The 14,865-nt window shown below is 44.1% G+C and carries 15 protein-coding genes; 3 read left to right on the top strand and 12 right to left on the bottom strand.

Annotation, left to right across the window (positions count from 1 at the left end):
• Positions 1–31: 31 nt before the first annotated feature.
• From R8O70_RS23235 to R8O70_RS23195, 9 genes are all read right to left on the bottom strand, one after another.
• Positions 32–1,204, bottom strand: a complete 1,173-nt coding sequence (locus R8O70_RS23235; protein ID WP_318184385.1) for a hypothetical protein — start codon at positions 1,202–1,204, stop codon at positions 32–34.
• Positions 1,201–1,821, bottom strand: coding sequence for an energy transducer TonB (locus R8O70_RS23230; protein ID WP_005374256.1), 621 nt, complete (start codon positions 1,819–1,821; stop codon positions 1,201–1,203). Before R8O70_RS23230 ends, R8O70_RS23235 begins: the two co-directional genes overlap by 4 nt.
• Positions 1,821–2,225, bottom strand: coding sequence for an ExbD/TolR family protein (locus R8O70_RS23225; RefSeq protein ID WP_005374257.1), 405 nt, complete (start codon positions 2,223–2,225; stop codon positions 1,821–1,823). The genes R8O70_RS23230 and R8O70_RS23225 overlap by 1 nt, the downstream gene beginning before the upstream one ends.
• Positions 2,222–2,776, bottom strand: coding sequence for a MotA/TolQ/ExbB proton channel family protein (locus R8O70_RS23220; RefSeq protein WP_017635540.1), 555 nt, complete (start codon positions 2,774–2,776; stop codon positions 2,222–2,224). Before R8O70_RS23220 ends, R8O70_RS23225 begins: the two co-directional genes overlap by 4 nt.
• A complete protein-coding gene (locus R8O70_RS23215; RefSeq protein ID WP_213914970.1) occupies positions 2,776–4,143 on the bottom strand; it encodes a MotA/TolQ/ExbB proton channel family protein in 1,368 nt (455 codons plus the stop codon). Before R8O70_RS23215 ends, R8O70_RS23220 begins: the two co-directional genes overlap by 1 nt.
• Positions 4,144–4,911, bottom strand: a complete 768-nt coding sequence (locus tag R8O70_RS23210) for a DUF3450 domain-containing protein (RefSeq protein ID WP_005374260.1) — start codon at positions 4,909–4,911, stop codon at positions 4,144–4,146.
• A 74-nt stretch (positions 4,912–4,985) separates the two neighbouring features.
• Positions 4,986–7,079 (bottom strand): TonB-dependent siderophore receptor, encoded by a 2,094-nt coding sequence (locus R8O70_RS23205; protein ID WP_258624738.1) that lies wholly within the window; start codon positions 7,077–7,079, stop codon positions 4,986–4,988.
• 206 nt (positions 7,080–7,285) lie between these two features.
• A complete protein-coding gene (locus R8O70_RS23200) occupies positions 7,286–8,659 on the bottom strand; it encodes a sensor histidine kinase (RefSeq protein WP_033906224.1) in 1,374 nt (457 codons plus the stop codon).
• Entirely contained in the window at positions 8,659–9,324 is a 666-nt protein-coding gene (locus R8O70_RS23195; protein ID WP_005386018.1) for a response regulator transcription factor, read from the bottom strand. Before R8O70_RS23195 ends, R8O70_RS23200 begins: the two co-directional genes overlap by 1 nt.
• Positions 9,325–9,554: 230 nt before the next feature.
• On the opposite strand from R8O70_RS23195, the gene R8O70_RS23190 reads away from it, so the two are divergent.
• The gene (locus tag R8O70_RS23190) at positions 9,555–10,265 is read left to right on the top strand and encodes a glycerophosphodiester phosphodiesterase family protein (RefSeq protein WP_258624739.1); all 711 of its coding nucleotides are present in this window, start codon (positions 9,555–9,557) and stop codon (positions 10,263–10,265) included.
• Between the two features lie 35 nt (positions 10,266–10,300).
• Here the strand turns inward: R8O70_RS23190 and R8O70_RS23185 are convergent, their stop codons facing one another.
• Positions 10,301–10,783, bottom strand: a complete 483-nt coding sequence (locus R8O70_RS23185) for a L,D-transpeptidase family protein (RefSeq protein WP_005374271.1) — start codon at positions 10,781–10,783, stop codon at positions 10,301–10,303.
• Positions 10,784–11,025: 242 nt separating this feature from the next.
• On the opposite strand from R8O70_RS23185, the gene R8O70_RS23180 reads away from it, so the two are divergent.
• Together R8O70_RS23180 and R8O70_RS23175 are read left to right on the top strand one after the other, a co-directional pair.
• A complete protein-coding gene (locus R8O70_RS23180) occupies positions 11,026–12,021 on the top strand; it encodes a 2-hydroxyacid dehydrogenase (protein ID WP_206970460.1) in 996 nt (331 codons plus the stop codon).
• An 85-nt stretch (positions 12,022–12,106) separates the two neighbouring features.
• Positions 12,107–12,463, top strand: coding sequence for a YibL family ribosome-associated protein (locus R8O70_RS23175; protein WP_005374274.1), 357 nt, complete (start codon positions 12,107–12,109; stop codon positions 12,461–12,463).
• Positions 12,464–12,620: 157 nt separating this feature from the next.
• Here the strand turns inward: R8O70_RS23175 and R8O70_RS23170 are convergent, their stop codons facing one another.
• Both R8O70_RS23170 and R8O70_RS23165 read right to left on the bottom strand, forming a co-directional pair.
• A complete protein-coding gene (locus tag R8O70_RS23170; RefSeq protein WP_025768076.1) occupies positions 12,621–13,652 on the bottom strand; it encodes a hypothetical protein in 1,032 nt (343 codons plus the stop codon).
• Between the two features lie 103 nt (positions 13,653–13,755).
• Positions 13,756–14,517 carry a cytosolic protein gene (locus R8O70_RS23165; protein ID WP_258624743.1) on the bottom strand — a complete coding sequence of 254 codons (762 nt, stop codon included), beginning with the start codon at positions 14,515–14,517 and terminating at the stop codon, positions 13,756–13,758.
• Between the last annotated feature and the right edge of the window lie 348 nt (positions 14,518–14,865).

The raw sequence follows: 14,865 nt of genomic DNA, 5'->3' as shown, positions 1-14,865 counted from the left end.
ACTGAGCTCGGGTATTTAATAAAAATGTTCGCTATGAGTTCTGCGTCGATTCTACTTTGCGTAGCTGAGATAGATACTTAACCCAACTTTTTGCCTGATTCGATGGCTTAATCTCATTCGCTCTTTTGGCATTAGCGAGCGCATCGTCAAACCGCTTAAGTTTGTAGTAAGCGCGAGTTTTGATAAGTGCAACATCCGCTTTACGACCTCTGACATTATCGAGCGCGGCAATGGCATCTTTATAATGGCCTTCTTGCACCAGCAGTTGAGAATAGTTCCAGTAATACTGCCTATCTAGCTGAGCTGCAATACGCCAGCTATCAATAGACTCTTCCCACTCTTTTGCCATTTGCCAATACGTTGCTTGCTGAGCTTTTAGCTTACTATTCGAGTTTACATCCTCTAGCTCGTTCATCACCAATGCAGCTCTCTCAGGAATACCTCGTTTCGCGTACAATTGTGCCAGCAGCTTTAAGTCATCTTGGCTAAGTTGTAACCCTTTCAGTTTTGCCAACGCCAAAGAGTCTAGGGCACGTTTGTTGTCATCAACCCGTAGGTATAGAGCAACAAGCTGACGCCACCATTCAATTCGTTCAGGTTCAATCACGATTAAGCGTTTGATGGTCGAGATTGCCGGCTTCCACTTTTTCAGTTCTAGCTCAGCAGAAAGCTTTATCGACAATGCGCCAAGCTTGTCTGGCTGACCAAATTTCTCATAACGAGCCATTGCTGAAAGCACTTTTTGCCACTGACTCAGTTGATAATGAGATTGGGAAATACGCAGCCATAGCTCATGCGCTTTTTGACCTTTAGGAATGTTTTGGCTCAAGGCATAGTAATGAGGTAACGCCTTAGAAAAACGTTGCTCGTTCAGCAGTATATCAGCCAACATTTTTCGGGTTTGCCATGCTTGCTCATCTTGTAGCAAACCACTATTGACTGCCAACTCAAGTTGCTTAATCGCCGCTTGAGTTTGCTCATTCTGCCAGTAAAAAATACCCAACATTCGAGCGACATAAGCTTGATCATATCCACGAGAAAGCTCCATAGCTTCAAGAGATGAAATCGCTTCTTTCAGTTTCTCTTCTTGAGCCAAATTATGTGCTCGTTGAACTCTCGCTGCGGTGTATTGGCTTAACTCACTGGCAATGGTTGAGAGTGCACTCAGGCTTAATACCGTACCGATTAAGAATTTTTTCATCATTTGGCTAACTTGAACTCCACTTTAGCGGTTTGTCCGAACTGCTCAATTGACACACCATCCTCAACTTTTGGCTGATACTTCCATTTTTTAAGCGCACGGATTGCTTCCCTTTCAAACATGCGCTCGGGCTCAGCCTCGATCACTTCAATATCTTTTGGTCGTCCAGTTGCATCGATCGTGAAACGCATAATGACATAACCTTCCACTCTACGTTTCAGCGCCTTACTTGGATAGCGAGGATCAACACGATACAACGGCAGTGCTTGCTGGTTGCCCATTGTTCCCTTCAAGTTTGGTGCACTAATCGCGATGCCTTCAAGGGCAGTGTTTAAACCTAAAGCACTGACTGGCGTCATCTGACTCATTGGTTCCATTTGAGTGTCAGCTTGAGACAGATCCATTGGCTCCGGCGCTTGAGGTGGTTCTGGTTGCTCCGGCACTGAACGTTGACGACGCTGCACGTCTGCTTCATTCTCTACCATCACCATATCAAAACGAACGGCTTCTGAAGCTTCTGGCGCACGCTGGTTGCCTTTATCAACCATCCACGCCATAAAGCTAAACAAGCTCACAGAAATTAACAGTGATGCTGGTAGTGCAAGTAACAGCCTGCCCATTAAGGTTTCTCCGCCGCCAATGCAATGTTCTTCACACCTGCCGCCTTTGCAGCGTCCATCACTTTCACGACAGTGCCATTGTAAGCATGCTCGTCAGCTTGGATAACTAACGAAGCATCAGGCTGATCAAGTAACAGGTGCTCAATAGAGGCCTCAACACGCTCAATATCAACCACTCGTTTGTCGATGTACACATCATTCGCTGCCGTTACTGCGATAAAAATGCCCGCGTCTTTTTGGCTTACTACATTAGAAGCCTGAGGGCGATTCACTTCTACACCGGATTCACGTACAAACGAACTGGTCACAATGAAGAAGATCAACATGATGAAGACGATATCAAGCATCGAGGTTAAATCGACTTGAGCTTCATCTTGTTGGTTAGGTCTGCGTCCGAGTCTCACTTTTGACTCCTTAAAGATTGTTCTAACTGGATAGCTTTTCGTTCACACACTTTGCTAAGGCGAGCATGAATAAACATGCCCGCAAGCGCTGCTACCATACCTGCCATGGTTGGCAGCGTAGCAAGTGAGATACCAGAAGCCATCAATTTCGGATTGCTGCTGCCTTGCGATGCCATTACGTCAAACACCGTAATCATGCCTGTCACCGTCCCTAACAACCCTAGCATTGGGCAAACCGCCACAAGTAGCTTAATAGTCGATAGGTTTTGGCGCAGTTCGATTTGCGCTTTTGCAATCCATCCTTCACGGATTTGATGCGCGTACCAAGAGTGGTGCTCTGATCTTGCTTGCCACTGCTCACAAAGCTGTTTTTTTACCCCAGGGAAAACCGTTGTGAGATAAATAACTCGCTCCATAACCAACAGCCAGCACACCGCCACGACGGCGGCCAGCCACCATAGGATTTGACCACCTTGCTGCATAAAGCTCATCAAGGTTGTGGCCCAATCCTCACTGATCAAACCCAATGTGCTGAGTAGGATCTGCTCCATTACGCTGCGTTCTCCGCTAAGGTGTTAGAGTGACTTTTGTTACTCGGCATATCACGCTCAGCTTGTTCTGCAACTAAACCGATGCCTTGTTTTTCTAAGATACTGCGAATATTTTCTGCTTGAGAGCTCAATACGTTGTGCGCTAATAGCAAAGGCATGGCTGAAACAAGGCCAAGTACGGTAGTCACAAGTGCCATTGAAATACCACCCGCCATTACTTTCGGATCACCATTACCAAATTGAGTGATGACTTGGAAGGTTTCGATCATACCCGTTACCGTGCCTAGTAGGCCAAGCATAGGAGCTAGAGCAGCAAGAAGCTTAAGCATCGACAACCCTTTTTCTAGGTGGGTTTGCTCATCAACAACAGCTTCCAAAAGACGTAGTTCTAACGCTTCTACGCTGCGATGCTTGTCTTTCTGGTATACCGCAAGCACGCGACCCAAAGGGTTGTTTCCTGGCTGCGCTGGGGTTTTCAGTTGCTTCATGATTTTCTGGCGCGAAATCATCAGAGATGCACCACGTACGAGCGCAATCAATAGGCCGATAGCCAATAAACCAAGGATGATTTTGCCGACAACGCCACCCGCATTTAGGCGATCAGCCAAAGTCGGTGAGTTTGCGAGCTGCTCAAGAAGAATGCCACGTGACGGATCTATGACAAGCGCATCAATGTCAAAAGAGGAAATAGTATTCGCTGTTGGACCGCTTTCAGGCTGACGAAGATAGTTTACCGCATCTCCGCGTTGACCATTCCACTTAACGTAGCCAGTGTCATCCAGCAGCGCCATAGAACCAAGACGAACACCACTAACCGTTTGTTCACGACCCTCGCCATTTAGCAGTGTGAAAGAGACGTTTGCCATTTCACCGCTTGCTTTGATTTGTTCTTCCATGCTGCGCCACATCGCCTGAAGTTGGGTCAACGTTGGCAGTGATTTAGCCGCAACAATAGCATCGATATCTTTCTGATATGAGTTTGCATCTACACCGGTTACTGAGCTTTTTAGCTCAGACTCTAGCTCTTTTGCGTTCTGGCGAACGACGCCAAATAACTCACCTAGGCTCCCGGTTTCTAGACGCAACTTTTCTTCTAGCTGTGCCAGTTCTGCTTCATTTTCACCGAAGGTAACACTTAATGAGTCCGCCTCTGCTTGAAGAGCAGCACGCTCTGCCACCAATTTATTCTTTATAGCCTGTAGGTCTTGCTCTGTTTGCTTAAAACCTGATTCACGCGCGACATTGTGCGATTGCTGTTGACGATTTTCTTGCTGCGCCTTTTGTAACAACGCATCACTAGCAAAAGTTGTATAAGGCATTAATGCGGCTGTCGAGATTAATGCAACCGATAACCATTTTTTCATCATTTATTTGCCCTCCGCAGCGGTTAACGACACTGGCAGAGTTAACATACTCGGCGCGATCTGTTTATTCGCCATAGCGAACGCTTTGTCTAGCTCTGATTTTTGCTCAGAACCCACTTGTTGCCATGCTTGTTGTTGCTGTGACCAGCTCCAAAATGTGTCACCAGATAAGCTACGCGCTACCAAAGACAAACGGCCTAAATAGAGAATGTCCGCCTCCACAGCTTCATTGTCACCCAGGTTAATCTTGCCTTGGTAAACGCCAAGCTTGGTGCCGTAATCCATTTCAATTTGGTACGCTTCTAAAATACGACGAAACTTCTCTGCATCCGCAACGTCTGCACGCGTCATCATGGAATCCAGCTTTGCAATTCGCTCCTCACGTTGCGCTTTGCGTATAGGCTTGTCGTTAGCGACGAGCACTTTTAAGCCCTCAAGCATGTGATACATTAAAGGCACGACACCTTGACGAGTTTGAGCAATCTGTTCAATTTGCTCGTTCAAGCTATCAACTTCTTGATTTTGGCTCTCAACAAGGCTTGCAAGATGATCGCGATAAATCTTCAAGTTACCGACTTCTTCTTGCAGCTGCTCAATTTCAGCTTCTAGAGTAAGTGATTTTTCTGCGCTTGCATCAATACGTTTTTGGCTTACCGCCGACGACTGGTTTGTTTTACTCTGCACAGCTTGTGCATCGTTTAAGTTCGCCGCGTGAGCGGGAATCAAAACCGATGATATCAACAGAGCGATACTTGATTTCATTAGATTCATACGAGTTATATTTCTGTGTTCCAAAAACGACCAAAGGGGAAGACTACCCTTCCCCTTTAATAATCAAATTGTTATCAGTACTTGAACTGGATTGTTGCCATGTAGTTGCGGCTTTCTCCAACCACAACCCCACTCGCACCTTTTTGCTCGCCATTCGTGCTACCACCACCTGCGAAGTAGTCGGTATCGAATAAATTCTCGACATTGAATCGAGCAATGATATCCAAGTTTTCATCGTACTTATGTTTGTATGACACGCCCATATCAACGCGAGCGTAGCCATCTTTCTTGAAGGTGTTCTTTGCATCACCGTAGCGATCACCTTCATAAATCAAACCAAGGTTTAAGTTAGTGTTGTCTTGAACCTTGTAGCTAGACCATAGACTTGCCGAGAACTCTGGCACGTCTACAGGGCGGTTACCTTCATATCTTTCTGCCTTCTTAAGCTCTGCATCCAAATACATTGCAGAAGCGGTTAGCGACAACTCTGGGGTCACAAAACCTTGAGCCATTAACTCAGCGCCTTTGTGAACTTGCTCACCACCTTGCGTTTTCTTGTGTAGGAGATTGCCGCCCGCGTCTTTGCCGCTTTCAACATCCAGCGAGATGTTCTCTAACGTGATATCAAACACAGCACCAGATACAAATAAACGCTGATCAAACAGTTCCCACTTCGTACCGATTTCATAAGAGATACCACGCTCAGCGTCGAGTTTCTCACCTTCATTGATGTAGGTACGACTACCGTTGCTGACTTCACCTTGAGGCATGAAGCTTTCAGAATACTGAACGTAAACCGAGCCATTCGTCGATGGGTGGAAAATGACACCAAATTTTGGAGAAACCTGGTTTTCGGTCAGTTCATCATCACGCTTTTCGTCATAACGAACACCTGCAAGCACTTGCCAGTAATCATTAATCGTCATCATATTTTGCGCGTAGATACCCCAAGTATCGTACTCAGCAGTTGGTGATTTCTTCGAACTACGATAGCTAGGCTTAGGCACCGTTTCTCCTGGCGCAATACTCGCCTCATTATGAAATGCCATAAAGCGATCATAACTGTAATCTAAGTAGTTAGCGCCCACTAACAACGTATTTTCCGTACCGAACAAAGTAAAGTCCGTCGTCACATCTATATATGCAGTATCAAATACCCAATTATCGGAGCGATCGTTGCCTCGATGCTTAATCGTATTTAACTCTTCATACTGATCAAACTTAGGGTAAGACTCTACATCAAAACGCTTAAAGTCTTGGCGGTTGTAACCTGCTTTTACGTTCACGTTATCCGTGACTTGCGCATTAATATCGACACCGTAGTTTTCTACTTCGTTATCAATTTCAGACCACTGCGCATCCCAAATGTACTTATCACCGCGAACCGCTTTGCCATCAACAATGTATGCGCCAGAGTCCACGCTACCATCGTCTTTCGTGCGATCGTAATGAGCCGATACCATAAAGTTGTTTGTGATATCGTACTCAACCACTAGGCCAGCTACCGTACGATCTGTTTTAGGCTCAGTGCCATCACCGTACCTGCGCCAAGAGCCGTAGCTTTCTTTGGCAAAAATTGCGCGCGCTCGCAGTGTCTCTGCATCATTTAGCGCGCCGCTCACATCAAGCACAGTGCGTGAGTGATCATTCGAACCTAGATCTTGGCTCAAACTTGCTTGTGTTTGAGTTGTTGGTTTTTTCGAAACCATGTTTACCAAGCCACCCGGCTCAGATTTACCGTATAGCAGACCTGATGGACCTTTAAGCACTTCAACACGCTCTAAAAGCTCAATTGGCTGACGGTAGTGTGACCAGTGTTGACGGCCATCACGAAGAAAACCGTCTGAACTGCTAAGTTCAAAACCACGTAGAGAGAAACGTTCGCGGTTACGGCTTGTACCACCCGCGCTAACACTTGCATCGTTACGTAGCACTTCACCAAGTGTACTTGCACGCTGCTCATCAATTACCGTTTCATCGATAACCGCTACTTGTCCCGGCGTTTCCAGCTGCGTCATTTCCATGCGCATTGCTGTACTGTTTGTATCCGCCTTGTAGCCGAACTCTCGACCTTCTACAATTACATGTTCGTCTGTTTGAACTTCCGCCACTGCAGGTGTTGCTAACACTGCACCGATCACTAACGCCAAATGGCTCTTAGTAAACATATCCTTTCACTCCGATTATTATTTTTCGGGTCACATACTTGTTGAATGCGATTCCCTCTTAATTATTTCGCGGGTGAATATAAGTGATAAGTATTACCATTTGCATTAAATTTACATTCTTTGCATTTGCAAACTTTTGTAAAGTACTCTCTGATGATGCGCCATGATAATGTGATGTTAATCACAAAATTACGACTTAATCATACTTATTGCTTGAACACTAAAGTAACCCTCAGACCACCTTGCTCACGGTTTTTCGCCGTAACTGCTCCACCCATAATACGCATGGATTCTTTGACAATCGCAAGACCTAAACCGTAGCCACCAAGCTTTTTATCTCTAGAAGCATCTAAGCGTGTAAACGGATCAAAAATATCGACCAGCTTGTTATCTGGAATACCAGGCCCATCATCAGATACTGACATGATGGTGAACTGCTGCCCTTCTTTGACATAATTTTCCAGAGAAACTTCTATCTGAGATGCTGGTCCTGAATATTTAATGGCATTACCAATAAGATTGTTCAAACAACGAATGACCAGCGTTTCTTCACAAATGGCTTTAGCACATACAGCTTCTGAGCGGAAAGACAACGTCTGTTCTGACTTCAAATCTATTTTGCAACGTTCTACTTGCGGGGAGAGCAAAACTTCTAAATCACAGCGTTTCGTGGCTTTGTCGAAGCGCGCATTTTCCAAGCGACTGAACTCCAATATATCGCTGATCAAATGGTTTAGCTCTTTTGCTTCATCTTCTAGCCTTGTCACTAGGCTTTGCTCACTTTCTCCAACACGCTTTCGCAAAAGATGCAGAACCAAGTTCTGCCTCGCTAACGGCGTTCTCAATTCGTGAGAGACATCTCTTATAAGCAGTCGCTGCTTTTCAGCGAGAGAATGAATCTGTTGCGTCATGTGATCGAAGTCTTGCGCTAACTCGTTAAACTCACGCGTGCTCGACTTCAGCTCTTTCACGACACTGACATTAAAATCGCCATTAGATAGCTTTTTGCTTGCTTCTCTCAATCGATCCAATGGTTGCTGTAAGTTACGTGCCATTAGCAGCGAAAAGAGCGCCAAAATAACCACTGCAATCACGACTTTGAGAATAGAGAAATACAGAATGAAGTCATTTGCAGGGTGCAGTCGATGTGGCAATTGAATCACTAAAGTATTGCCATGAACTAAAGGAATATTGATGATGGGGCGATTCACTTTCCCCTCAAGTTGATCATCAATGCTTCTCTTAAATTGAAGTTTGAACTCGAAGTGCGGATGCATCAGACGGTGCGTAACTGGTTGCTGATGTTCATTCAACACAAATAAATAAAAGTTTTGCGCATTTGCCCAGTCAGCAAGTTCGTCCATGTCTCCGTGCTCAATCAATACATTGGCTTGATGTGCAAGGTCTAGCATTTCTTCTCGCACACTATCGGGCACTTTCAACATGGCTTTCACCAGAGCTTGTTCCGCTAAGGATTGCACGACCAAAATACTAATGACAATTGCGGTCATGCAACTAAATAACTTGAACGCTAAGCTATCTTTACGTTTTGCAATAAAAGGTGGACACCGGAGCTTCATTAACGGTTTACAGCCTCTAAATAACTGTAACCTTTGCCACGGAAGGTTTTGATATGTTGCTTGGAAAGCCCCGCCTCAACTAACTTGCGACGTATGTTACTGATGTGCATATCAAGGTTGCGATCAAAAGGACTCAGCTCTTTCTTTAACACTTCGGTTTGAAGCTCTGCTTTTGAAATCACGACTCCTTGGTTTTTTACCAAGTAGCTCAATAGTTCAGCTTCCGTACTTGTGAGGGGTAAGCTATTAAGCTGGTCGCTGATCGTTTGAACGGTACTACACATCGTCTGACGTTGACGTTCCAAGCCAACACGACGAAGAATCGCTTTGATGCGCATTAGAAGCTCAGCGACATTAAAGGGCTTTCCGATATACTGATCGGCCCCCGCTTGGTAACCATCAAGCATCGAGTTTTCATCGTTGAGAGCGGTAAGCATTAGAATAGGTGTCGCGAAGCGCTGACAGATCCTACGAGCAACTTGCATGCCGTTAAGGTTTGGTAACATGACATCAAGCAATACAAGATCTACAGGCGTTTTTTCCATATATTGCAGCGCACTTTCACCGCAATGCACAGAAGAGACGATGTAGCCCTCCTCTTGCAAAACCGCTTCTAACAGCTCACACAAAGGAACGTCATCATCGACTATCAAAACTCGTGACATTACCACTCACCATTCAAATAAAAATGGTTCGCATTTTATTACTCATTTACTAATTAAACAACTACACACTCTAAGGCTTTAAGTCCACAGGACTCAGTCCAAGAAGCAGCAACGTGCCATTAGAGTTTAATGTTCACTTTTACTAAAGGTTCCTAACAATCTGCACCTAGATATATCTTCATAGAAAAAACGAGTACAATCTGGCAACCGCAAAGCAAAAGATAAAGCGAATGGAAACGTTATTAATTGGTCACCGTGGCGTGGCAGGTTCATACCCTGAGAATACAAAAATAAGCATTCAGGCAGCCATTGACCTGGGGTTGAAGTGGGTGGAAGTGGATATACAGCCTACCAAAGATAATGTTTTAGTGGTTTGCCATGATCATACCGTCAATCGATGCAGCAATGGACAAGGCCGTGTTGATGAGCTCACCCTGGAAGAGTTAAAAGCATTAGATTTCGGTAGTTGGTTTAGCACAGACTTTTCAGGCGAGAAGATCGTGACACTAGATGAACTGCTCACTTTAGCTACTGAGAATAAGCTTAACTTGAATATCGAAGTTAAAGTAGACAACCATCCAGCGGAAGAAGTGGCGCAGACTCTCGCCAATGCGTTAGCAAAAAGTCCAATGCCGCAAGAGAATGTACTCCTATCGAGCTTTAGTCATGACGTCATTAGAGCGATGCACAAATACTGCAGTAGCTACCGATTGGGTGTGTTAAGTGAATTCTTTACGAGAAAAGATAAACGCCTTTTGGAAGAAGTTAGTGCCTATAGCTGCAACCTAAACATTAACTGGGTTCGTACTCGCCAGATAAACAAACTCCAACAAGCCGGTTACAAAGTGATGTGCTATACGGTGAACAATCCAAATAAACTGAAATACCTGCCTCAGTTAGACGGTATTTTTAGTGATCATCCACAGCGCTTTATGCCATAGCCTATAAGAGCCAGAACATTAAAGGGGACCTTTTATTACCACTCAATCTGAATTGGTGTCCCCATCTCGACAAGCTGGATAAATTCATCCATCTCCTCGTTGGTAATCGCAATACACCCATTAGTCCAATCAAAACTTTGGATGTAAATCGGCAACTGACTCTCACCGTTTTTTAAGCCATGAATTTTGATGTTCCCTCCAGGGGACACCCCTCGGCGCTTCGCTTCCAACGTATCAATCGCATCAGGGTAACTGATATGCACAGAACGATAAAAAGCAGAGTCCTCTATAACATAATCTAGAGTGTACTCGCCCTCTGGCGTGCGATTGTCTCCCTCTTCTTGTTTATGTCCTTGAGGGTTCGCTCCTAAAGCAATTCGGTATTCTTTTAGCACTGCTCCTTGTTCCATCAAATACATTCGACGCTTAGACTTGTCGACTTTAACAAGGTCAACAGCTGCGTGAGTGCCCGAAGCAAACACACAACACAAGAACATAGAGAACCATTTTACTGACATTGTCGTAACGCCTAAGCTAATAAAGTGAACAAGAAAAGAGCGATAATGCTAGTCAGTTAATGCTCGTAAAGCAAACAGTATCTAATGCGGAACCGTAAGATAGCACTCGCTGAAAGGCGTACTTCTTGTTGTTGTTTGATACAACAAAAGTCAAAGAGAAGATTTCTCTATTCATTGCGGCTAAGTTGCATTACTTTATAAGCATATTTATTTATAAAGTCCGCACTTTTTGAGAGGGAACCATGATTAACATTGCTTTTTTTAGTGCAAAATCCTACGACGAAGCCTCTTTTAATAAAATTAAAAATAACCGCGATTTTGAATTTCACTATCACGACTTCCGACTAACCGAAAAAACAGCCAAGATGGCGCACGGCAGTGATGTCGTATGTGCGTTTGTTAATGATGATCTTTCAGCTCCTGTCCTTAAACAGCTTTCTCTGGGCGGGACCAAGCTTATTGCTATGCGCTGCGCGGGATATGATAAAGTTGATCAACAAGCAGCCAAAGAACTAGGCTTACAAGTGGTTCGAGTTCCTGCTTACTCACCAGAAGCAGTGGCAGAGCACACGGTTGGTTTAATGATGTGCCTAAACCGCCGTCTTCACAAGGCCTACCAACGCACACGTGACGCCAACTTCTCGCTAGAGGGTCTTGTTGGCTTTAACTTTTACGGAAAAACTGTTGGTGTTATTGGTACGGGTAAGATTGGTATCGCGACGATGCGTATCTTCAAAGGGCTTGGCATGGAACTGCTTTGCTACGACCCCTACGAAAATCCATTAGCACTAGAAATAGGAGCCCGTTACTGTTCGCTTGAAGAAATCTACGCTAATGCGGATATTATCTCTCTCCATTGTCCAATGAGTGAAGAAAACTATCACTTATTGAACGAAAAAGCCTTCGCGCAAATGAAAGATGGTGTAATGATCATTAACACCAGTCGAGGCGAGTTGCTAGATTCACTAGCGGCGATAGAAGCGTTGAAACAAGGTAAGATTGGTGCGCTTGGCCTAGACGTGTATGACAATGAAAAAGACTTATTCTTCCAAGATAAATCTAACGATGTCATTGTCGATGATGTTTTCCGCCGTTTATCGGCTTGTCATAACGTGCTGTTTACTGGCCATCAAGCATTCTTGACTCACGAAGCACTTAATAACATTGCCTCTGTGACGCTTGATAACGTCGAAGCCTTCTTCGATGGTAACGTATCGGGCAATGAACTGATTAACTAAAGCCAGACAATCGAGAAGTATAGTAGAGCGTGTGATCTCAGCTATGCTATACTTCTCGACTATTTAAAATTTGAGCCAAATTACCATGAGCATAAAAACTGATATTCAAAAGCTGCACAACCGTTTAGATACATGCCAACGTAAACTTGATGCGGCACGTTCTCGTGGTGATCACGAAATGATTACAAAGTTCACGGATGAAGTAGAACAGCTTACCAAAAAGCTTAACCAGTTAAAGCACAAGCAAAACTATGAGCTGAACAAAGAACGTAAAAGCTTACTTGATATGCCTTTCTCTCGTGAAATCACCAAAGCAGAACAAGCGGACATCGGCAAACTGAAAAAACGCGTACGCGGCTTAGTAATCGTTCACCCATTAACAAAAGTTGGTAAAGAACTTCGCCTTGATGTGATGACAGGCTTTGCGCCAAAAGAGTTTTAAAACTCGCATTAACATTTATGGAGCCCAAGCATTTGCTTGGGCTTTTTATTTTGTACTGCTTCATTAAATTTCATCGAAATATCAACCCATAAGCTCTTAAAAAGGCCAGCGACAAAAGCCACTGACCAAATTCAAAATGCCAGTCTGCATTACTCGCCTACGACAGTTGCTGCAACTTGTGCTCCACAACGGGGTCATTCGGAACTAACTGCTGAGCCACTTCCAAAAGTTGTACTGCATCTTGCGGATTGTCATGCTCATGCTTCATCGCAATATCAACAAGTGGCTGAATATCGATTTGCGCTTGATGCTCCTTCACATGTTCTTTCTTTTCTTCAATTAACACATTATGAGCGGTACTCAGTAAGTTCAAACGATGCTGTGAACTCGCATTCGCCTTGTTAAGGCACTGATAGTAATCTTCTTTTAATCGCAGCGTTTTAGTCTGATGACGAAACTGCGCTATATCTATCTTCTGATAACGTATAAAGTCTACAGCCACTTGCTTATAAAAACCGAATTTATTCAAATACGTCGCGTGGGTACCATGTCCCATCCCGAAGACTCTTAAGTGAGTGAGCTCTGGGTAGCGTTTGGCGTGAAGGCGGTCGATTTCATTAGTTGGATCATAAATGATGTAGCCTTTTGCATCGCCAAGGTCAAGGTCGTGATACTTTCCTTCCCAATCAAATTGTTGGGCTAGTTCAGTACTTGGCCTATCATCCCATGGCACCAAAACTCTGTTTTTTGTGCTGACCGGGTGAAACATCAATACTTGATCCAACTTTAATAGATTGGAAAAGGCACCAATAGCAAAACCACCGCGGCTAAGCCCATAACCTAAACGACATTCAAAAGGCTCAAGTAAAGTTGATAGCTGCTCTAGAAAGAAAATCAAATTACGGCTGCGAAACCAGTTACTTTTCCCAAGATGCTGAAATGAAATAATATTTACTTTTTGTTTCTGGGCTAAGCGATAGCCCCAAGGCGCAAAGTCTGAGTGTAAGTCCTGTACTTGTAGATTCGTACCAGCAGGGGAAAAGGTGAACAACAACGGTTTATTGCGGTCGACAAACTCATACTTAACAAATACATCATCAAGTAAGTCCTCCCCGGACATCGGTAGCCTGGTTTGCTGTTCTTCACGAGAAAGAGCCAGCCATTCATCCAACCAGTACAGTAACTTCATTAATCCTCCATTTAAATTGCGCCTAGCAATTGTGTTAAAAATCTAGTTTTTAGTGTGTGATCATCTCCCCCTGGTTACAGGGGACTCTGATATCAGTCCTCTTTTAAAACAAAGCGTGAATTTGCTTATTAAATTGGTCAATATCTAAGGTTTGATGGCGAACAAACTCCTGCGCCACCAGATTAAAAAATTCTAATTTATCTAATTGTGTGGATTGAGTGCCGTGTCCCATACCGACGACTTTTAAATGGGTAAGCTCTGGATAACGTTCAGCATGAAGACGATCAATGCGATTGGATGGGTCATAAATAATATAACCTTTGGCATTGCCCAAATCTCGATCATGGTAGCCGCTTTCCCAAGCAAACTGCTGAGCAAGCTCAGTACTCGGCCGATCATCCCAAGGCACTAACGCTTTATTTTTAGTGCTAACAGGATAAAACAACAAAAGATGTTCTAGTTTCAGCAAGTTAGCGAACGCGCCAATTGCAAAGCCACCTCGACTTTGCCCATAACCCAAACGACATTTGAAGGGATGAAGCAACTCAGATAGCTGCTCCAGAAAGAAAATCAAATTCCGACTACGGAACCAATTACTTTGTCCTAAATGTTGAAAGGCAATAATGTTTACTTGTTGTTGTATTCCGAGCTCGTAGCCCCAAGGAGAAAAACCCGGAGTTAAATCTTGTACCTGCACATCAGTACCGGAAGGAGAAAATGTAAACAACAATGGCTTGTTAAGATCGACGAGTTCATACTTCACAAACACATCATCAAGTAAATCGTAGCCAGAGATAGGTAAAGCCATCTCTTGTTCTTGTTGAGTAAGAGCTTGCCATTCATCTAACCAGTAAAGTAGCTTCATTTTTTCTCCAAGTGCATCCGCAGTATTTAGACTGGAACTCTATCAAAATGCGTTTAAGCATCCCACGTTGAGACTTAAGAAAGCTCTATTTGAAGCCCAAATGAGACGTATGGAAATGTCTTCGATTGAAGGTATTACTGCGTAAACTAAACCCAAAGTAGGTACGCAAAAACTTGGAGAAAGAGCTAGAGAAAAATCAATTAGAAGTTTCGATAACAGCGGTTAAAAAACAGCAGATACAAAAAAACCGCTGTAAGAACAGCGGTTTTTTTAAAAGTGGCGGAGAGATAGGGATTTGAACCCTAGATACGCTATTAACGTATGCCGGTTTTCAAGACCGGTGCTTTC

The organism is Vibrio sp. 779(2023), assembly GCF_033344285.1.
Lineage (GTDB): Bacteria > Pseudomonadota > Gammaproteobacteria > Enterobacterales > Vibrionaceae > Vibrio > Vibrio alginolyticus.
Note: the sequence above shows the minus strand (reverse complement) of the source record. Positions and strands in the feature narration are given on the sequence as shown.